Here is a 19,536-nt window from a genome sequence, read left to right on the forward strand (position 1 = left end):
GCCCCCCCCGGCCCCCCGCCCGCCGCCCGCCCCCCCCGCGCGCGCGGCGGGGCCGGACGGCCGGGACTCGGGCAGCCTGAGGAAGACGACGACGGCGCACACGGCCGTCATCCCCGCCTCGATCAGGAAGCCGGCGAGGTAGCTGAACTCGGCGATGAAGCCGGCCGCCATGGAGGACACCGCGAAACCGAGATTGATCGCCCAGTAGTTCAGCGAGAACGCCCGGACCCGGTCCTCGGGCCGCACGATGTCGGCCATCATCGCCTGCACCGCGGGACGCGAGGCGTTGGACGCCATCCCGACGAGGAAGGCGACGGCGGCGATCGACACCGGGTCCCGCACGAACCCGAGCAGTGCGACGAAGACCGCGGTGGAGGACTGGGCGACGAGCAGGGTGGGCCGCCGCCCGAGCCGGTCGGCCATCACGCCCCCGCCGAGGGAGGACACGACCCCGCCGAGCCCGTGCAGCGAGGCGACGAGACCGGCGTAGGAGGCGGAGTAACCGCGGTCGAGCGTCAGATACAGCGCCATGAACGTGGCGACGAAGGCACCGAGCCGGTTGACGAGGGTGCTGGTCCACAGCCACCAGAACTCCCGGGGGAGTCCGGAGACGGTCTCGCGGGCGGCACGTCTGAAACGCGCGGCGGACGACATGGAGGACCCCCCGGATGTAAGCGGCTCAAGCGGTGAGCACAACTTACGAGGGCGGCTCGCCGGAAGGCCACCCGATTAACAGAACCAGTCAACTGACGAGGCACTGGACGGCTTGCCGGACCGGCCCTGTCCGCCTGCCGGGCACCGGAGCAGGGCGCCGAATGCGTGGATTAGGCTCAGAGGCATGGCCGACGCACCGTACAAGCTGATCCTCCTCCGTCACGGCGAGAGCGAGTGGAACGCGAAGAACCTGTTCACCGGCTGGGTGGACGTCAACCTCAACGACAAGGGCGAGAAGGAGGCGGTCCGCGGCGGTGAGCTGCTGAAGGACGCCGGCCTGCTGCCCGACGTGGTCCACACGTCCGTCCAGAAGCGCGCGATCCGCACGGCCCAGCTCGCCCTGGAGGCCGCCGACCGCCACTGGATCCCGGTCCACCGCTCCTGGCGCCTGAACGAGCGCCACTACGGCGCCCTGCAGGGCAAGGACAAGGCGCAGACCCTGGAGGAGTTCGGCGAGGAGCAGTTCATGCTGTGGCGCCGCTCCTACGACGTCCCGCCGCCCCCGCTGGCCCGCGACGCCGAGTACTCCCAGTTCTCCGACCCGCGCTACGCGACCCTCCCGCCGGAGCTGCGCCCGCAGACGGAGTGCCTGAAGGACGTCGTCGCCCGCATGCTCCCGTACTGGTTCGACGCCATCGTCCCCGACCTCCTCACCGGCCGCACGGTCCTGGTGGCGGCCCACGGCAACAGCCTCCGCGCCCTGGTCAAGCACCTCGACCAGATCTCGGACGCCGACATCGCCGGCCTGAACATCCCCACCGGCATCCCGCTCTCCTACGAGCTCGACGCCGACTTCCGCCCCCTCACTCCCGGCGGCACCTACCTCGACCCGGAGGCGGCCGCAGCCGCCATCGAGGCGGTCAAGAACCAGGGCAAAAGGAAGTAACCGCCTACGAACAAGCCCCCTACCTGCGGGTTCTCCGCTGGGAGGGGGCTTTTCGCTGCCTCTGGGCCGTCAGGTGCTGGAGGTGGCCGACCGGGCCGTGTCGAAGACGGCGGCGACCGCCTTGCGGGTGCGCTCCTGGCTCGACGGCATCAGGTGCGCGTACACGCGGAGGGTCAGACCCGGGTCCGAGTGGCCCAGGTACTCGGCGAGGGCCTTGATGTTCTCGCCCGCGTCCAGGAGCACCGAGGCGTAGAAGTGGCGGAGGGCGTGCATGCCGTTCTCGCGAGACTCGGCGTACGACCCGCCCGGTTTCCGCTCGGGGATCACCCCAGCCGAGGTGAGGGCCCGCTTCCACACCTCCTCGTTGAGCGACGTACGCCAGACGTGCCCGCCGCGCGGCCCGGTGAAGATCAGCCGCTTGGTCACCGGAGGCCCGTCCGCCACCTTCCACGGCAAGGTGATCTCGACCGGCGGGAATCGCTTCATGTGGGCCCGGAGGGCGTCAGCGACTGGACCGGGGAGCGGTACGTCCCGGAGCTTGCCGCCCTTCGGCGGGGCGAAGACCGGCTTGCTGCGGCTCAGCTTGAGCTGCTGGACCACGTGGAGGGTGTCCGACTCGAAGTCGATCGCGTCGGTGGCAAGGCCGAGGATTTCGCCCTGCCGGAGGCCGCAGCCGCCGCCCAGGTAGACCATGGCCTGGTACCGCTCAGGTATGCCGGCCCGGACGGCGAAGACCCGTTCCCACGTCCAGGGGGCGATGCGCTTGTTGTCCACAGCCGGTGGCCGGACCGAGCGGGCGGCGCACGGGTTCCGGGGAAGGCGCCCGTCATCCACGGCCGCGCTGAGTGCGGCGCGCACGTTGGAGTAGCGCTCGGTCTTGACCTTGCGGGGTTTGCCGTCCGGCCCCTTCTCTTCCTTGTACCAGCGGTCTTGGATGTGCCCGGCCATCAGGCAGCGGCCCCCTTGATCTGGGACTCCACCCAGGCGCGTACGTCGTCCGGATCGAACCGTAGGTGCCGGCCGACCCGGAAGCCCCGAGGACCGGTGCGCTTACGGCGCCACTGGTAGACCGTCTCGACACTGGGCAGTTCGAACATCTCCACCAGGTCTTCAGGAGTCAGGAACCGCCTGGGCAGGGTGCGCGGTGCGGCGGCTACTTCGGCCGAGGTGCGGCGGCGATCAGCCATGCGTGGGCTCTCCTTCCGTTCCGGGAGCGGGTTCGAGGGATGCGGCAAGCCAGCCTTCGGCGTCGGACAGGCCGGTGTCGGCGAAGACCCAGTGAGCGAGGACGTACGTCGTCTCGGGCTCCGGGCCGTTGGCCGCTGCCGCTTGCGCTCGCCACTCGGCACGGGCGTCGCGGAGGGCGCCGAGTGTCGTGGAATAGCGGCGGGACTTGGTGGAGAAGTGGCCGCGGAAGCCGAGCATGTGGGCCCAGGCACGCAAGCGGAGGTGTTCCAGGTCCTTGCGCGCGCCGAGCGTCCAGGCTGTTCGGATGAGGCGGCGGGCGTGCTCGCTGATATCGAGCTGGGCGAGTTCGGCGGCGAACTTCAGCGGTCGGTCGAGGGCGCCCGTCGCGGTCTCGGCTCCCTTGGTGGCGTACTTGGCGATGTACGCGGCTACGGCCCGTTCGGTCAGCTCCTGGCCGCCGTTGAAGTCGGCGGACCGGATCGTGCGGACGTCGAGCTGACGGCCGAAGGCGAAGGTGTGGACGCGTCCCTCGATAACCGGGCCGTCCACGCGGACCTTGCCAGCGGCGGCACCGATGGCGTCGGTGAGGAGTTCGGCGGTGGCCCAGGCCGGGGGCGGGGTGTCTCCGCCGCCGGGGCCGTCGAGGCGGATGACCGCGTGGAAGTGGACGGCGCCGCGCTTCTGGTACTCGGCGACCTTGGCGAAGGACACGCGGGCGTGCTCGCGGAACCGGCGCTGTGACAGGCCCGCTCGCTTGGCGACCTCTCGGCGCAGGTAGGTCGAGAAGCGTCGCCAGAGGGGACCGGCGTGCGCGTTCCAGAGCACGGCGGCTTCGTAGTCGTAGGTGTCGGGGTTAAGCGGGGTGCCGAGTGCGGTGTCGTCCTGGTCGTGCAGGACGCCGCAGCGGCACCCGGTTCACCGGCGTTCAGCCGAGACCCGGTACCGATCCCGGCTCGGTGCCGACCCGCCAATGAACGCAGGTGAACGCCCCTGCACGCCCGCGCTACTCCACCAACACAGTTGGAAAGCGTGTTGGGGGCAACCCCTCACGAGTTCGAATCTCGTATCCTCCGCAGCCGCCCACCTGGGCAAACGAGGGCCCCGACCGGAATCCGGTCGGGGCCCTCGTCGTGTCGTGGTCTCAGTTTTAGTCTCAGTTGCGCGGCGCGAACGCCCGCGGACCTGGGTGGATGGAGTCGGCACTGAACATGGCTGCGAGGTCACATCGTCGGGTTCCGGGCCCAGATCTCCTTCAGCAGCTCACCACAGCAGCCGCGACAGCGACGTCCCGGCGCATCCTGAACATGCGACGGGTGCGCTTGGTCGGCGTGCTCGGACACTAGGACCGCAAGCTCCCGCGCCCGAGCCTTCCACGCCATGGCCTCGCTGCGCGCCTGCGAAGCCCGGCCGTCCGCTTCACGTGCCCGCCGATCGGCGTGGATCTTGCCCCTCCTCGCATGCGGCAGTCTCCCGTTCGCCCAGTGGTTCCAGCAGGTGGGCGCGAGTAGCAAGCAGCCGGTGGTGATGTGCCAGGCACTTGTCTCTCCCCAGCTCTGCCAGCAGGTCGCGGCCGGCGACCGGGCCGTGGACATGGCCACGGCGACGACGCGGTTGAGGCTGACCATCCGGTCCTTGCCGAACTGCCGCAGAGGTCATACGGGACGAGGGTTTCCGGCCGGTGGGTGGCGTCAGTGTGCTCGGCTTCGTCGTGCTTGGGAGTGACTGCCGCCTGCAAACGGGTGCGGCGGGACCTGCCCGCGGGGCACGGTGAGGCTGATCGGCTCGATGCCTTCTTGGATGAGCTGGCGCTCCCGTTGTCTGCGGTCCTGATCCGCCAGCGGCACCAGCTCGCCATGAGTGGCCACGGTCACGGTCATGTCACTGCGCCACAGGTTTATGCTTCATCAACTAGCCGCAGTGCCTGCCGGTGTCGCGGCCGGGGGGCCACTCGGGTCGGCGGGGTCTTCGCCGCTCTCCAGCGCCTGTGTGGTGACCAGTTCTCGGTAGGCGGCGCAACGGGCCATGAGTTCGGGGTGTGTGGCGGCGTCGACCAGGGTGCCGCCGCTGAGCATCACCACGTGGTCGGCGTGCCGCACGGTGGACAGCCGGTGGGCGACGACCACGATGGCGCGAGTGGCGGACAGTTCCTCCACGATATAGCGGAAACGCAGTTCGTTGATGCTGTCCAGCTGGGAGGTCGGCTCGTCGAGCAGGACGATGTCAGCGTCCGTGAGCAGCGCCCTTGCCAGGGCCAGTCGCTGGCGCTGGCCACCGGACAGGTCGTTCTCGCGGCCGAGCACCGTGTCCAGTCCATCGGGAAGGGCCTCGACGTCCTCGCGCAGTCCTACCGAGTCCAGGGCGGCGATCAGCTCCCCGTCGGCCGGCGGACGGTGGTGACCGAGCTGGAGGTTCTCCCGAACGGTCCCCTCCAACAACGTGAACTGCTGGTCCACATACGTAACGCGACGTCGCAACTCGGGAAGAGGCCAGGCCCGGACATCGTGCCCCAGGACCTCCACGCGTCCGGTGCCGGCCGTCGCGAATCTGTCGATGAGGGCCAGCGCGGTGGACTTGCCGGCTCCGGAGGGGCCGACGAGTGCGGTCAGCCCGGTGCGGGGGGCGGTGAAGGAGAGGGAGGTGAGGACAGGGGCGGCGGAGGGGCCGGTGACTCCCGCGGGCCCCGCGTATGAGAACCCCACCTGTTGGAAGGCGACCGCGGGGTGGCCGGGCAGCGGTTCGAGGGGTTCCTCGGCCGTGCTGTCCTCATCGCTCTCCCGGGAGAGGGCGAGCAGGTCGTTGAAGCGGGCTTTGGCCGCGAGACCGGCCTGGAGACGGCCGATGCCGGTGGCGACCATGGTGACCGGGGTCACGAGCTGCAGGAGATAGAGCAGGAACGCGGCGAAGTCGGCGGTGTTGAGCTGCCCGTGCGCCATCCGCGCGCCACCGCCGATGATGACGGACACCAAGGCGATCTGCTGGCCGAGACCCATCACGGGCCCGATCAGGGACTGCAGACGGGCCCCCGTCAACGAGGTGCCGGTCAGCTGCGCCGCATCGTCGCCGAGCCGCTCGGCCGCCCGCTCCTCCGAGCGGTACGCCTTGATGGTGGCCAGGGCGGCGAGATGGGCGGTGTACCGCTGGGCGAGGCCGCCGATGGCCTCCTGCTGGTCGACGACGTTGCGCTTGACGCGGACGATGACGAAGCCGATCCCCGCGCCGGCGACGGCGAACGCCGCCACGGCGACCAGCACCAGCACCCAGTCCAGTACGGCCATGATGATCAGCGTGGACACCACCGTCAGCACCGCCAGCGGCAGCTGGACGAGGCCGACGTCGATGACGGCCCGCAGCAGCAGCGCGTCGGAGGTGACCCGGGCCACCAGGTTTCCGGCGCCCTGGGTGCGTACCGTGCTCAGGGGCAGGGCGAGGGTGTGGGCCATGACCCGCCGGCGCAGCCGCAGCAGCATGAACTCGCCGAGCCGGGCCAGGAGATAACCCGATCCGGCGGAGGCCAGTGCGGCTACCAGCGCGACGCCAGCCATCTCCAGCAACGGGGCGGTGATCGACCCGTCGCGGGCGAAGGAGTCGATGACATCCTTCATGATCAGCGGTACCCCTAGCGTGCCCGCCGTCGAGGCGAGGGCGAGCAGCAGGGCGGCGGCAAGCTGGAGCCGGTTTCCCCGTAGGATGTCGGCGCCGATGCGCACGGCACGCGCGGCGGGGTCGGGGAAGGGGGGTTCGCGTCGGGCCATGTCAGTGCTTCGCCGCAAGGGTGACCAGTTCCACGGCCTCGGCGAGACCGAGCTGCGGAGCCGCCCGGCGCAGCTCCCTGATCGTCCGGGTGGAGGTGTCCCCCGCAGCTACCCCGGCCCGGTCGAGGGTCTGGCGGGCCCACCGGATCTTCAGGTCCTCGTCGCTGCGGGCAGCTGCCTCGATCAGTGACAGCGCCTTGCGCAGCCCAGGCGCTTCCGCCGCGTCGGCGTGCGCCAGGGCTTCCTCCACGGCGGCGCGGACGTCTTCGAGATCGTGCAGGACCACGAGGTTGAGGTGGCAGGTGGTGCGCATCGGTGTCCTTTCGTCGGTGTGTCGTCGTGGATCAGGAGGTGCCGTTCAGGGCGGCGGTTCCGTCACTGTCGATGTAGGCGGGCAATGCGTCGGCGTACAGGCCGAGTTCCGGGTGCCAGCCCATGTAGGCGGCGAAGTCGTGGGCGTGCGTGACGATGCGCAGCACGGCGGCCCGGCCCGTGGCGAGAGGGTCGCCGACGGTGCCGTATCCGTCGAGCAGGGCCTCCGGCAGTTCGGTCAGCAGGGGCCGGGTGAGCCCTTGGGACGCGGCCGTCATCCGCAGTTCCAGGAACTCGCCGAGGAGCCACCCGAGATCGAAGGCGGCGGGGCCGGGGGCGAGGTCCTCACCGGTCAGCAGGACGGAGTCGGTGGCTGCGCGGCGAGGGGCGCTGTCGTCGCCGACGACGATGGACCCGGTACTGGGCGCCCCGTGCAGCAGCACGTCCCCGGGCGCTGGCTCGGCCAGTGCCGCGCACCAGGACCGTACGGCTGCCCAGCGCCGCGGGCCGAAGCGGGTGCGCAGCACGTCGTGCAGGTGCTGTGCCGCACGCGGACCGGCACCGGTGTCCATCCAGGCGGCGAGACGGGCAGGCCCCGGGGGACCGGTCCGTCCGGTGATCTCGTCGGGTGGCGCGCCGGTGTCCGGGATGCTGTGCAGGGTGCGCAGCAGTCGCCCGGTGCCGTGCAGGGCGGTGGTGAGCCGGTCGCGGCGAGCAGGCGTGAGATCGGTCCACAGCAGCTTCGCGGCCGAGTCCGCTCCGTGTGCGGTGTAGTGCAGGGCACTAGGGGCGGTCTCGGGCAGCGCGACCCGCACGCCGGCCGACCGCAGCGACGCCAGCCGATGGCGTGCCTGCCGGCCGGGCTCGGTGAGCAGCACGGGCCGGTCGGCGCCGGGACTGCGCGCCCACAGGAACGAGCCGTCCGCCAGTCGGTAGATGGCGGTGCGCTGGTAGCCGGTGGCGAAAGAGTCGATGAGCAGGCAGCCGGTCATGTCGGCCGCGGAGCCGGCAGGCACGTCTGCCGGCGGCGTCGCCGCGGTGTCCGTCGTCATGCCTGCCCTCCGCTCGGCTGCTCGCTGAGTCGGGCGCGCAGTGCCTCGACGGCCGGGATCACCTCGGTGAGGGTCGCGGCCGTCATGGCACCTGGTTCGCCGGTCGTCATGCTGATGCCCTGGTGGGGCGGTACGACCGTGACGTTGTCACGTGCGGTGAGGGTCCGGATGTGCTGTCGCCAGGCCGGGGAGGCCATGGCGCCCGGGGGGAGGGCCGGGGCCAGGGCTATCGGGGCGGCCGTGCACTGGAGGGCGAGCAAGGTGGGGGTGTCGGCGGCGCCCAGGGCGAGGCGGCTGGTGAAGTGGAAGGTGGCCGGATGCACGACGACCGTGTCCGCCCAGTGCGCCAGCTCGACGTGCGGGGCCGTCGTCTCCGGCTCGTCGCCCCACACGTCCAGCCGTGGTGGCCGTCCCCCGAACACCGACAGGGTGGTGGGGGTCACGAAGCGGGTGGCTGAGCGGGTGATGACAGTCCGGATTTCGACGTCCGGGTAGGAGCTGCGCAGCCAGTGCAGCCACATGGGCATGAACATCACGCCAAGGGCGCCGGTACCGACGTACAGCAGGCGGTGGCCCGTGAACGGCGGTGCCGCGGACGGCAGTGCGGAGGCGCCGTCATGCACGGCGAACGTCCACGGCAGTGAGGATCTCGGTCAGATCGGTGACGGCCGCTCCGAGTCCCTGGGCGTTGAGTACGCCGCACACGTTGACGATCACTTCGTCGACCCCGTGGTCGCGATACCGGTCGAGGCCGTCCGCGATCTGCTCGGGCGATCCGGCGACGAAGGTCCCGGACTCCACGAGGAGCCGCGCGCCGGTCTGGGTGTCCGAGGGGTACGCGGGGACCCCGGCCCGCCGCAGCATGTCGGTGTAGTGGTCCGCGCCCAGGTGGGCGCGGGCCGCCGCGTGCGCGATGGCGGGGATGTCGCGTCCGGGCCGCTCCACCGCCGCGTGGACCACAGTGGCCACCCGCGGCACCGGCCGCCCGGATTCGGCGGCGCCCTCCTTCATCGCCGGCACCAGAACGTCGCGGATGTACGGGGGCGGAGTCAGCCAGGTGATGGCGACGTCGGCGACCTGCCCGGCGGCGCGGGCCATGGCGGGACGCAGCACGCCCAGGCCGTACTCGACCGGCGGTGCGTCCATGACCGGGAACACGGCGTGGGTGCTGTGCTCGTCGGTGTCCGAGTGGACCGTCTCGCCGTCGATCAGGGCACGCATGGTCCGCAGGTACTCCCGGGCGGCTGTGACGGGCCTGGCCAGCGGCGCGGGCCGGACCGCGGACTGGAACTCGCGCGACCCGGGCCCGATGCCCGCCACGAACGGCAGTCCGGACAACTGCGCGATGGAACGGGCCTGGACGGCGGCGTCGTAGGGATGACGCAGCGGCGACAGGGCCACCGAGGAGCCGAAGGGAATGTGGATGCCGGCTCCGGTCAGCGCGGCGAAGATGTGGTGCGTCTCGATGCCCAGGGACTGGCCCAGCCACAGCCGCCCGGTGCCGCGACGTTCCAGCAGCCGGGCGAAGGGCATGACATGGCCCAAATGGGATGCCTGGAGCGGATACACGACGCTCGTGTGGTGCGGGGAGTTCAGCAGCCGGTTCACAGGGCTATGTCCGTCTCCGTGAGGTGTGCGGTGTCGCCGAGGACGACGCCGTGGTAGTCGGTCGGGTCGTACCACCTGCCGGCTGCCGCAGCGACGTCGGCGGCGCTGACGGTGGCGAGCTCGTCGAGGAAGTGCGCGATGCGATCCGGCTGCTGGCCCAGCGTCAGGGACAGCAGAAGACTGCTCGCCCATGCCTGCTGTGAGGAGGTGGCCAGCGCGGTCATGCCGGTGACGTAACGGCGGGCGGCCTCGACCTCCGCCCCGCTCGGCGGCTGCTCGGCCATGCTCCGCAGCTGGTGCCGTATCCGGCGCAGTGTGCCGGCTGCGGACTCCGTGGCGGTGTCGGCCTCCAGCGAGATCACGAGCTGATCCAGGTGGTCGCGGAAGGCGCTCTCGCATCGGTAGGCCAGACCATGGCGTTCGCGTACGTCGGCCACGAGCCTGGACGAGAAGTAGCCGCCGAAGACGATGTTGGCCAGGGTCAGCGCCGCGAACTCGGGGTGGTTGCGGTCGATGGCGGGGCGCGCCAGCCGGATCTGCGACTGCGCCGCACCGGGCCGGTGGATCCGGGCGATGCCCGAGCGCCGGATCACCGGCGCACACGGAGCAGGACGGGTGTCTTCCGCCGCGCTCCAGCCGCGCAGCGCCTGCGCGGCCCGGGCCACCGCCCGCTCGGGGTCGAGGTCGCCGACGAGGACGAGGACGGCCCGGTCGGGACGTACCACCTCCCGGTGCGCGGCGCGGACCTCCTCCGCGGTCACGGCGGCGAGGTCTGCCTCGTACGGTACGTCGTTCATGCGCGGCATCGGGCCGTACAGGTGATCCAGGAGTGCTTCGGAGGCGAGCAGGTGCGGCTGCCGGCGGGTGGTGGCGGCCTGCCGCACGGCCCGTTCGCGCGCGGCCCGCACCGCCGCGTCCTCGTGCCGAGCCTCGACGAGACACTCGCCGAGTACGCCGAGGAGGGTGGGCAGCGCGGCGGTCGGCCCGGAGCCGGAGACTCCGAGCCAGCGTGAGGTACGGGACGCCGACAGGACGGCGCCGACCGTGGCCAGCTCGTCCGTGATCGCCTCCCGCTCACGCTGCGGGGTGCCGTGCAGCAGCGTCGCGGCGACCAGCTCGTGCACGGCCGAGGTGCGGAAGCTCTCCGCGTCCAGCGGCACGGCCAGGCGCAGTTCCGCCATCGGAATGGACGCATGGCGCACGGCGACGACACGGAGTCCGTTCGGCAGACGGACGTCGGCCATCGGCGGCAGCACGAGCGGCGGCACGGGGCCGACGGCCGGCAGCACCGGGATCGCTCCGGCGGACGACGGGGGTACGGTGCGGGTCATCACGGGTTGCCTCCGCCTGGGATCAGAGAGAGCACCGCCCGTTCCTGCGGGTGCAGGGATGCCGCGGCGGCCGCCACGTCCTCAGCCCGTACGGCCGCCAGGCGGTCGCCGAGGTCGTCGACGAGGTGGGGGGCGCCGTACAGCAGCTCGTAGGTGCCGAGCGCCCGCGTGCGGGAGACGACGTTGTCGAAACCGCGCCAGGTCGCCGAGGTGATCAGAGCACGGGACCGGGCGAGTTCGCGCTCGCCGGGACCCGCCGAGGCCAGGTCGGCCAGCTCGGCGTCGACCACCTCCAGCAGCCGCTCGGTGTCGGTCGTCGTCGGGTGGGTGGCCACCATGAGGAAGGTCTCCGGGTTCCTGGCCCGCAGGGGCCCGAACAGACCACAGCTCGCGCTGACGTCGGTCGCCGGTGGCGAGGCGGCCGCGCCCGTTCCCGTCCTTGTCGTGCTCGCGTGCACCAGCCGCTGCTTGAGCCGCGAGGTGTCGCGCCCCGTGAGGATCTCACCCAGCACCATGTGCGCGAGGTAATCCGGGAGCCGGGTTTCGGCGTCCGGCATGCGGTAGCCGATCGCCGTGGCCGCAAGCGTGGCGTGCGGGTCGTCGTGGGTGGCGTACCGCGGCCGCGTGGGCACCGGCTCGGACAGGGCCGTCGGCTTCGGCACCGGACGTGCGGGCACGGGGCCGAAGTGACGTTCCACGAGGTCGGTGGCGCGGTCGGGGTCAATGTCGCCGCAGATGGTCACCACCGCGTTCCCGGGGGCGTAGTAGGTGTCGAAGAACGCCTGGCACTCCTGCACGGTCGCCGCGTCGAGGTCCTCGAACGTGCCGTAGCCGTTGTGGGCGTTGGGGTAGGTTCGGTACAGGACCGCGGGCAGGATCGTCCAGGGGAAGCCGCCGTAGGGGCGGTCGGTGACGGTCTGCCGGATCTCCTCCTTCACGACGGCCGTCTGAGTGCGCAGCGTCTCCTCCGCGATGTGCAGTGCGCGCATGCGGTCGGCCTCCAGGAACAGCACGCGTTCGAGGGCTTGGACGGGCACCACCTGGTAGTAGTCGGTGTGGTCCTGGTGGGTCGAGCCGTTGGCGGTGCCGCCGGACGCCTGGACGAGGCGGAAGTGGTCGGCCGGGCCGACATGTTCGCTCCCCTGGAACATGACGTGCTCGAAGAGGTGGGCGAAGCCCGTGCGGCCGGGCGGCTCGGACCGGAAGCCGACGTCGTAGTGGACGGCGACGCCGACGGACGGAGCGTCGGCCAGCGGCTGCACCACCAGGCGAAGGCCATTGGGTAGCGTCGAGCGGTACAGCGGGGGTCGGGACATGTGGTCAACCTAAGACCCGGTTCCGGCACTAAAGAAACCCGGGTTTCTGGTTTCTTTCCGTCCAATGCACTTGCCGGGGCGCAGGTTCGGCATCTGCGCCGCTCACGCCGACATGCAGGCGAGTTGCCACCAAAAGGAAAAAACTAACTTGAATAGTTTGTTTCTGGTGGCCGGGAGTTCACCTATTTAGCATCCGCCGTGTGACAGATAAAAATGGAGCCGAAGTCGAGGAAACCCGACAGACCAGGGCCCGCTACGATCCGCTCGCCCTGGACAAGGAGCCTCAGGTGACGGCGCTGCTCGCCTCCCTCCGCCTCGGGTCCTTCGACCCCGCCGAGCTCACCTCTCACGTTGGCCGCAACGACAATTGGTCCGGACCGACCACCACCGGTGACCGTGTCTTCGTCAAGCGGCTGGGCGGGCCGTCCCCGGCCGACGCCCGCCGCCGCTTCGAGCGCCTCCTCGCCTTCGAGGCACTCGCCGCCGGCGACACCGGAGGCATCCTGAGCGGGCCGAAGTTCCTCGGCCACGACGACGAGGCGCTGCTGGTCGCCTTCGAACTGCTCGACGACGCTCGCTCCGGTGCCGAACTCGCTGCCGACGACGCCTTCGACGACGAGTTGTGCCGGGTCGCAGGCAGGATCACCGGAGCCCTGCACGAGCTGCCCGCCGACACCACGCTGCTCGACACCACGCCGCATCCGCTGCCGGCCACCGACAGACTGCGTGTCCTGCCGCTGTCCGTGTTCACCGGAGCCACCTACGGCGAGCTGGAAACCTGGCGGCTGCTCCAGGGCGACGGGGAACTGCTGGACGTGTTGCACGCCCTGCGGCAGCAGGAGCTGGCGCTGACGGACAAGCGCCCGATCCACGGCGACATGCGCCTGGACCAGTTCCTGTGGACGCCCGAGCGACTGCACCTCACCGACTGGGAGGAGTTCCGCCTCGGCGACCCGGCGCGCGACGTCGGCGCATTCATCGGGGAGTGGCTCTACTTCGCCGTGCGTGGCATCCCGAAGGCGATCGGCAGCGAGCCGGACTTCACGTTCGACCACGAGACCACGCACGAGGAGATCCTTTCCTTCGGCGTCCGCGAACTGGACCGGCTGCGCCCCCGGATGGCCGCCTTCTGGGACGGCTACCGCAGCGTCCGCACCACGGTCGACGAGGGGCTGCGCGCTCGCGCGGTCGCCTTCGCCGGCTGGCACATGTTCGACCGGATGTTCGCCACCGCCATGGTCGGTGGCCGAGTGCAGGCGGCCGACCGCGCCTGTGCCGGCATCGGCCGCACCGTCCTGCTCTCCCCGGACGGTTTCACCGACACCCTCGGGCTGGTCGAGAGCGCATCGGGCCACGCGACCGAAACCGCGGGACCGGGCACCCACACCTCCGTACTTGGAGACAAGCATTGATAACCGTCGCCGACACCTTCCCGCCGGCACTGGCGCGGGCGATCGAGGGCATCGAGGTAGCGCCCGACGGGCTGTCCGCCGTACTCGGCGATGAACACCTCAGCGCCGACTCGCCGCACAAGCTCGCCCAGCAACTCGGCGCCGCCGTCTACCAGATGGTCCACGTGGGGCGAGACAGACCGGAGACGAGCCGCCCACGCACCCTGCGCGACCCGGAGCTCGACCGGGCATTGGCCGAGGCCATGCCGCACACGACCACCAGCACCCGGGTGGTCGTCCAGGAACGGGCTGCCGACGGCACGCTGCTGGCCGTGGTGGAGGGCCTACGGGTGCTGCTGCCCGCCGACGTGCTGGCCGAGCCGGTCCCCGACATCCTTCCCGCAGGGGTTCTGGCACGGCTTCCGGCCGCGCGCCCGGCGCTGTCCACCGGGTTCTTCCTCGCCGACGGCTCCGCGGGCACGGGGGTGGGCTCAGGGCCGCAGACGCTGCGCGTCTACGTGCACGTCGCCTCCCCTGAGGCCGCCCCAGGCGTGTGGCACGCGGTTCTGTCGTACCTGGAGGAGGGCGGGGTGCCCTACCGCGCCAAGATCACCTCCTCGCCGCGCATGTTCCCGCGCCGGGACGCGCTTGTGGTCTACCTCGGCCCGCAGGGCCGGCACGCGGTGTCCGGACTCGCCGCCCGCGCTGCCGAGCTGCCCGGCTTGGGCACCGATGTCTCGCCCTTCGCCCATCGACTGGCTCCCGGCGTCGCCCTCGCCTGGGAGCCGGACGACGGGCGGCCCGGGATGCGGGCACTCAGCTTCGGCGAGCACCGCAGCGGTGCGCTGGCCGAGGCGCTCGTCAAGCACGCTGTCCGCACCGACGGCGTCGGCCGGACAGCGACGATCGAGGAAACGTTCATGAACGCGGGCATCGACCCCATGGCCCCCGCTCTCAATCTCGGCTCCCCGCCCCTGCCCGGCGTCGGGCTGTTCCAGTAGGCACCGTGGCGCCCCCGGAACAGGGCACGGGGCACCGCTGCACCCCGCCCGCGGGCATAGCGACCCGGGCGGTCCTGCGGCTGCTGAACGGTGCCGAGCCAGCCCAGGCGCTCTGCCGGCGGTTGAGGGTGTGCCCCCGGTGCCTCGACGACTGGTGTTCGACGTTCCTCACGCATGGCGTGCGTGCCCTGGCGCAGGGGGCGGCGACCGGCGCGGACGTGGAAGACGTCTTGGCGCAGGACCTCGCGGAGTTGCGCAGAGTGCTGCGCGAGGCACGCGAGGAATGGGAACTGTGGGATCGGCTGGCTGCGGCATCTCGCGCCTGTTCGCAGCTCCCGGCCGAATGACGTCTTTTCTTTGATCCTGTCGGGATAACTGCAGGTCACGGGAGCTGCGACAGAAAGCAGAAGGTAATTTTCAGGCTCCCGGTGACGGGTGAGCCGTGCTGGAATCGAACTGCCGGACGGGCCGGAGGTTCACATCCGGACAAGCCGTTCCGATATGCCTAGAGGGGAATTCACGTGAACACTGCTGACCAGCTGATCGCCGGTTACACCGCCTACACCGACGCCGCCGACTTCGGCGCCACCGCCGGCGGGCAGGCCCCGGCCACGACGCCGTCGATCCTCAGCGTCGTGGCGGAGTCCAGCGCCGCCTGCGGCGGTGCCGTCAGCGCAGTCTCCGCCGCCTCCGTCGGCTTCACCGCGCACTGGGGCTGCTGACCCACGTTCCGCCCTTCACCGACTGAAACCCGGAAGGACTTTCCATGAACACTGCTGACCAGCTGATCGCCGGTTACACCGCCTACACCGACGCCGCCGACTTCGGCGCCGCCGCCGCGGGCGAGGCGCCGGCGACCACGCCGTCGATCATCACCGCGTCGTCGCCCGAGTGCGGCGCGTTCACCATCAGCGCCGCCAGTGGCGTCCTGACCAGCGTGTCGATCACGCACGGCGCGGGCTGCTGACCTCGCTCGCCGAACGTGGGGTGCTGCCGCCGGGCATGCGGCAGCACCCCACGCGTCATGTGTCGGGCCTCGCGACCGGCCGCCGTACGTCCATGGATGTCCCCCGATCCATGAGTCGTACGGCGGCCTTCTTGCATTCGGAGGCCGCCGACAAGCTGTTACCGACCGGCTTCCGCGCCGTGGCTGTGGGCCTGGGCTGCGATCTGCTGGAGCGCCCCGAGGTGGGCGGCGAGCCGGATGCGGCCGTCAGCCGTGAGGGAGACCCAGGTACGCGGGCGCTTGCCGACGAAGCCCTTGCGGGTCTTGACGTACTCGGCGGACTCCAGGGCGGAGAGCGTCTTGCTCAGGGCGGAGTCCGACATCTTCAGGCTGTCGCGCACGGTCTTGAAGTCGGCTTCCGCGCACCCGGAAAGGAAGGCGACGACGGACAGCCGGGTGGGGTGCTGGATGGTCGCGTCCAGTTGCGGGGCGGTGTCCCGGACGGTCATGCCGGCAACCCCTTGCGGGCCTGCGCCAGCTGGATCCAGGTCAGCGACCCTAGGCCGAGTCCGAACACGGCGAGGAATCCGGGGAAGCCGAGGAACACGGCTGCGACGCCAGCGGCGGCCAGGGGAATCAGCGCGGCCGACTGCCTCAGTGCTCGTCCCCGGGTGTCCCCGGTCGGCCACAGGGCCACCCCGCCGGCCCTGCTGGACGTGACGGACAGCACGAGGAAGGCGATCAGGCAGACGAGGCCGCCCACCAGGTACGCCCAGGCATCGGGGTGCGCGTCGAAGAGCGCCAGGCCACCGAACCCGGCGGCGAACAGCAGGCCGGCGGCCGGCGGATGCCACACGGGCACTCGGCGCGCCGCGCGAGCGGCCGAGACCGCGCTGTGGGCAGCGGTGAGCGCCTTGTCGGCTTCGAAGGGCGGCATGGGTTCAGTCATGGTGACAGTGTGGCATGTACTTTCCTGGATGGCAAGTACGTGCCCTGTGGCGTGATCCTCTTGTCGAGGTCGACTGATAGGGTGACGGAGGGCAACGCCATGACCAGCCGAGCCCATTGCTGCCATCAAGCCTTCGCGGCTGAACGAACGGGGGTTCACCATGTCTTTCGTCGTGCCTTCACCGCCACAGCGGGACTGAGCACCCATTCGCCTCCCCTTCGCTGAGGCGAAGAATCTGTACGAAAATTGAGGAAACCTTTACGCAGTCGCTCGTCGTCGGCGTGCGGAAAACTGCTGCCCGAAAACATTTGAAGAGCACCTTCCGAGCCTCCCTCTTGCCTCAGCTTTTCCTCAACTCGCTTGTCCTACCGACTCGACAGCGACCAGGGTCGCATCGTTCGACTTTTCCATGAACTTCCGTCCGAAGGGAACTAGAATCGTGGCGCGCCCGCCCGTCATGCCCCCGGAAGAAAAGGCCAAGCTCGTCCTCGGTGTTCTGTCGGGGAAAATCACGGTCTCTCAGGCCGCCCGTCAGGCCGGAGTCTCCGAGCAGGCCATCGGCAACTGGAAACGCCAGTTCATCGCCGCTGGCAGCCAGGGCCTGGAGGGAGGTGACCGGTTGAGCAGCGAACGAGAGCGCAAGCTCCGCGCCCAGATCACCGAGCTCAAGACCGCGCTCGGCGAGGTCTACGTGCAACTCCGCGCCCGGCGACAGATGGTGGACTATCACGCGGTCCCTTCACAGACCTCGAAACCATACGGCGTGAATGTGGGCTCAGCGTTTCGAGGTTCTGCAGCCTCCTCGGGATACCGCGAAGCACTTACGCGCGGCGACTGACTTACCGGGACGACCAAAACACCCGGAACACGACACCGTGAGGAATGCAGAGCATGCACGACAATCCGGGCCTCATGGTAGAGGCCCTGACGAAGCGTTACGGGGACCACTTGGCCCTCGACAAGATGTCCTTCGAGGTGAAGCCGGGAGAAGTCTTCGGCTTCGTCGGGAGCAACGGCGCCGGCAAGACCACCACGATGCGTATCGCGATCGGCGTCCTGAACAGCGATGAAGGCGCCGTGTATTGGCGGGGCAAGCCCGTGGACGCCGCATCCCGCTCCCGGTTCGGGTATATGCCGGAAGAACGCGGGCTTTATCCCAAGATGACCGTGGCCAAACAGCTGGTCTATCTCGCCCGGCTGCACGGCATGTCCGGCGCGGAGGCCGTGGCCGCCATGCAGACGTGGACTGAGCGGCTGGACGTTGCCCAGTACCGCAACCGCCAGGTGGACTCCCTCAGCCTCGGCAACCAGCAGCGGGTCCAGCTGGCCGCCGCCCTCGTCCACGACCCACAGGTGCTGCTGCTCGACGAGCCGTTCTCCGGCCTGGACCCCCTCGCCGTGGACACCATGAGCGCCGTACTGCGGGAGCGTGCCGAGCAAGGGGCCCCGGTTCTCTTCTCCAGCCACCAACTCGACCTGGTCGAGCGGTTGTGCGACCGGGTCGGCATCGTCCGCTCCGGCTCGATGATGGCCTGCGGTTCGGTGGAGGAACTACGGGCCCGCGGCGGCGAGGACGTGTACATCGAGATCGAGGGCGCACCGCGGGATTGGGCTCGCGCCCTGCGTGGCGTCGACTCGTTCCGCAACCAGGGCCAGGGCACCGTGGTACGGCTCGCGGACCACTGCGACGAGGGGGAGCTCGTACGGCAGGTCGCCGACCTGGGCCGACTGCGCACTTTCCGACGACAACAGGCCACGCTCACCGAGCTCTTCCGTTCCTACGTGACGAACGCCGACGAGTCCACGGAGATGGCCGCATGAGCCGAATGAACAAGGGGACCACCGCGCCCAGGACCAGGACGGGTGGGTCCGCCATGGCGGCCGTCTGGCTCGTCATGCAGCGGGAGACGGCCGCCCGGATCGCCAACCGCACTTTTGTCATCGGCACGTTGCTCAACGTCTCGGTGATCCTGGGACTGCTGTACTTCTTCGCACCGTCCCAGGCAGACGAGCACCACGCCGCCGCGACCGTCACCGTCACCGGCGTACCAGTCACCGCCGTCGCCCCCGGACCGACCGCGAACAGCGCCACCAGATGGCGCAGTGCGGACAGCGAGGCCGCGGCACGCAGCCAGGTCGCCGGCAAGAAGGCCGACGCCGCGCTGGTGATTCACGGGGCGCAGGTACGGATGCTGGTCCGGGCCGACACCTCGGCGGAGATCCGCGCCACCGTCCTGGCCTCCGTCCGGCAGTGGGCGACCACTCTTGCGCTACACGAGCAGCACGTCGACGTGGACCGTCTGGAACGTCAGGTCACTGCGGCACTGCCCCGCACCGAGACGGTCGACGGGACTGGCCGCACCGCCGCGAGCGCGGACAGTGGTGCGGGGCTGGGCGCCGCGATCGGCATCGTGACGGTCCTCTTCTTCCAGCTCTTCGGCTACGGCATGATGGTGGCCCAGGGAGTCGTCGAGGAGAAGTCCACTCGCGTCGTCGAGGTGCTCCTGGCTACCCTCACGCCACTGCGGCTGATGATCGGAAAAGTCGCGGGAATCGCCGTCGCCGCGGTACTCCAGACCGCTGTGTTCGGTCTGGCGGCCGTGGTGGCCGTCCGGTTCGGGCATGTGCTTCCCACACAGTTCCCGGCCACGCCGGCGACGTTCGCTGCACTCGCCTGGTTCGTCCTGGGCTTCGCCTTCTTCGCCTTCGTCTTCGCCGCGGCGGGCTCCCTCGTCTCACGCGCGGAGGACGTGTCCTCGGCGGTCATGCCGGTGCTCATGGCCACCCTGGTGCCCTTCGGCGTGACCATCGCCGCCGCGCAGGACCTGAACGCCACCTGGGTGCGGGTGGTCCAGTACGTTCCCCCGTTCTCCATGCTGGTCATGCCGTTGCAGGTCAGCGCGCACCGTGCGGGATGGGGCCCCAACCTGCTGGCGGCCCTGCTGATGATCGTCGCAGCGGCCGGACTGGCGGTGCTGTCCGCACGGGTCTACCAACGGTCGATCCTGCGCATGGGGAGTACGGTGCGCTGGCGCGAGGCTTTGGCGTCGGGGGCGTGACCCCCTCAAGGCAGGCGAGAGCTCTCCAGGC

Annotated in this window: 20 protein-coding genes and 2 pseudogenes; 9 read left to right on the top strand and 13 right to left on the bottom strand. The window is 70.3% G+C overall.

The features are described 5' to 3' along the window. Positions 1–654: MFS transporter (locus tag R2S09_RS16685; protein ID WP_316741790.1), on the bottom strand; the 654-nt coding region annotated here is incomplete at its 3' end. A gap of 184 nt (positions 655–838) precedes the next feature. Between R2S09_RS16685 and R2S09_RS16690 the strand changes: the two genes are divergently transcribed. Then, positions 839–1,600 (top strand): phosphoglyceromutase, encoded by a 762-nt coding sequence (locus tag R2S09_RS16690; protein ID WP_316741792.1) that lies wholly within the window; start codon positions 839–841, stop codon positions 1,598–1,600. A 69-nt stretch (positions 1,601–1,669) separates the two neighbouring features. Here the strand turns inward: R2S09_RS16690 and R2S09_RS16695 are convergent. The 10 genes and pseudogenes from R2S09_RS16695 to R2S09_RS16740 all read right to left on the bottom strand — a co-directional run. Next, a pseudogene (locus R2S09_RS16695) lies at positions 1,670–2,470 on the bottom strand (tyrosine-type recombinase/integrase); the annotation flags it as partial. A gap of 77 nt (positions 2,471–2,547) precedes the next feature. Further along, positions 2,548–2,787 carry a helix-turn-helix domain-containing protein gene (locus R2S09_RS16700; RefSeq protein WP_316741793.1) on the bottom strand — a complete coding sequence of 80 codons (240 nt, stop codon included), beginning with the start codon at positions 2,785–2,787 and terminating at the stop codon, positions 2,548–2,550. Next, positions 2,780–3,697, bottom strand: a pseudogene (locus tag R2S09_RS16705) (replication initiator); the annotation flags it as partial. The pseudogene R2S09_RS16705 and the gene R2S09_RS16700, both read right to left, overlap by 8 nt. Positions 3,698–4,692: 995 nt before the next feature. Beyond that, the gene (locus R2S09_RS16710) at positions 4,693–6,540 is read right to left on the bottom strand and encodes an ABC transporter ATP-binding protein (RefSeq protein ID WP_316741795.1); all 1,848 of its coding nucleotides are present in this window, start codon (positions 6,538–6,540) and stop codon (positions 4,693–4,695) included. Between the two features lies 1 nt (position 6,541). After that, entirely contained in the window at positions 6,542–6,853 is a 312-nt protein-coding gene (locus tag R2S09_RS16715; protein WP_316741796.1) for a hypothetical protein, read from the bottom strand. Positions 6,854–6,884: 31 nt separating this feature from the next. Next, positions 6,885–7,904, bottom strand: a complete 1,020-nt coding sequence (locus R2S09_RS16720; RefSeq protein WP_316741797.1) for a hypothetical protein — start codon at positions 7,902–7,904, stop codon at positions 6,885–6,887. Further along, positions 7,901–8,527 (bottom strand): flavoprotein, encoded by a 627-nt coding sequence (locus tag R2S09_RS16725; protein WP_316741798.1) that lies wholly within the window; start codon positions 8,525–8,527, stop codon positions 7,901–7,903. Before R2S09_RS16725 ends, R2S09_RS16720 begins: the two co-directional genes overlap by 4 nt. Continuing rightward, entirely contained in the window at positions 8,520–9,512 is a 993-nt protein-coding gene (locus R2S09_RS16730; RefSeq protein ID WP_316741800.1) for an LLM class flavin-dependent oxidoreductase, read from the bottom strand. Before R2S09_RS16730 ends, R2S09_RS16725 begins: the two co-directional genes overlap by 8 nt. Beyond that, the gene (locus R2S09_RS16735) at positions 9,509–10,843 is read right to left on the bottom strand and encodes an insulinase family protein (protein ID WP_316741801.1); all 1,335 of its coding nucleotides are present in this window, start codon (positions 10,841–10,843) and stop codon (positions 9,509–9,511) included. Before R2S09_RS16735 ends, R2S09_RS16730 begins: the two co-directional genes overlap by 4 nt. Then, complete coding sequence (locus R2S09_RS16740) at positions 10,843–12,159, bottom strand: pitrilysin family protein (RefSeq protein ID WP_316741803.1); 1,317 nt, start codon at positions 12,157–12,159, stop codon at positions 10,843–10,845. The genes R2S09_RS16735 and R2S09_RS16740 overlap by 1 nt, the downstream gene beginning before the upstream one ends. Before the next feature lie 200 nt (positions 12,160–12,359). Here R2S09_RS16740 and lxmK point away from each other — a divergent pair, with 200 nt between their 5' ends. From lxmK to R2S09_RS16760, 5 genes are all read left to right on the top strand, one after another. Next, entirely contained in the window at positions 12,360–13,571 is a 1,212-nt protein-coding gene (gene lxmK / locus R2S09_RS16745; RefSeq protein WP_306186814.1) for a class V lanthionine synthetase subunit LxmK, read from the top strand. Continuing rightward, complete coding sequence (locus R2S09_RS16750) at positions 13,568–14,551, top strand: T3SS effector HopA1 family protein (protein ID WP_306186813.1); 984 nt, start codon at positions 13,568–13,570, stop codon at positions 14,549–14,551. The genes lxmK and R2S09_RS16750 overlap by 4 nt, the downstream gene beginning before the upstream one ends. Before the next feature lie 5 nt (positions 14,552–14,556). Next, complete coding sequence (locus R2S09_RS40590; RefSeq protein WP_372337674.1) at positions 14,557–14,898, top strand: helix-turn-helix domain-containing protein; 342 nt, start codon at positions 14,557–14,559, stop codon at positions 14,896–14,898. A gap of 174 nt (positions 14,899–15,072) precedes the next feature. Next, positions 15,073–15,273: an LxmA leader domain family RiPP gene (locus R2S09_RS16755; RefSeq protein WP_306186812.1), complete on the top strand. Its 201-nt coding sequence runs from the start codon at positions 15,073–15,075 to the stop codon at positions 15,271–15,273. Between the two features lie 44 nt (positions 15,274–15,317). Then, positions 15,318–15,518, top strand: a complete 201-nt coding sequence (locus R2S09_RS16760; protein ID WP_316741806.1) for an LxmA leader domain family RiPP — start codon at positions 15,318–15,320, stop codon at positions 15,516–15,518. A gap of 158 nt (positions 15,519–15,676) precedes the next feature. On the opposite strand, the gene R2S09_RS16765 is transcribed toward R2S09_RS16760, so the two are convergent. Together R2S09_RS16765 and R2S09_RS16770 are read right to left on the bottom strand one after the other, a co-directional pair. Then, positions 15,677–16,006 carry a transcriptional regulator gene (locus R2S09_RS16765; protein WP_306186808.1) on the bottom strand — a complete coding sequence of 110 codons (330 nt, stop codon included), beginning with the start codon at positions 16,004–16,006 and terminating at the stop codon, positions 15,677–15,679. Beyond that, positions 16,003–16,446: a hypothetical protein gene (locus R2S09_RS16770; RefSeq protein WP_306186807.1), complete on the bottom strand. Its 444-nt coding sequence runs from the start codon at positions 16,444–16,446 to the stop codon at positions 16,003–16,005. Before R2S09_RS16770 ends, R2S09_RS16765 begins: the two co-directional genes overlap by 4 nt. A 409-nt stretch (positions 16,447–16,855) precedes the next feature. On the opposite strand from R2S09_RS16770, the gene R2S09_RS16775 reads away from it, so the two are divergent. The 3 genes from R2S09_RS16775 to R2S09_RS16785 are packed head-to-tail and all read left to right on the top strand — an operon-like array spanning position 16,856 to position 19,505. After that, positions 16,856–17,284, top strand: coding sequence for a transposase (locus R2S09_RS16775; RefSeq protein ID WP_306186806.1), 429 nt, complete (start codon positions 16,856–16,858; stop codon positions 17,282–17,284). Between the two features lie 53 nt (positions 17,285–17,337). Continuing rightward, on the top strand, positions 17,338–18,267 hold the full coding sequence (locus R2S09_RS16780) for an ABC transporter ATP-binding protein (protein ID WP_306186805.1): 930 nt from the start codon (positions 17,338–17,340) through the stop codon (positions 18,265–18,267). Continuing rightward, positions 18,264–19,505, top strand: coding sequence for an ABC transporter permease (locus tag R2S09_RS16785; protein WP_316741810.1), 1,242 nt, complete (start codon positions 18,264–18,266; stop codon positions 19,503–19,505). Before R2S09_RS16780 ends, R2S09_RS16785 begins: the two co-directional genes overlap by 4 nt. Positions 19,506–19,536: the final 31 nt, after the last annotated feature.

This window comes from Streptomyces sp. MK7, assembly GCF_032658145.1.
GTDB lineage: Bacteria > Actinomycetota > Actinomycetes > Streptomycetales > Streptomycetaceae > Streptomyces > Streptomyces spiralis.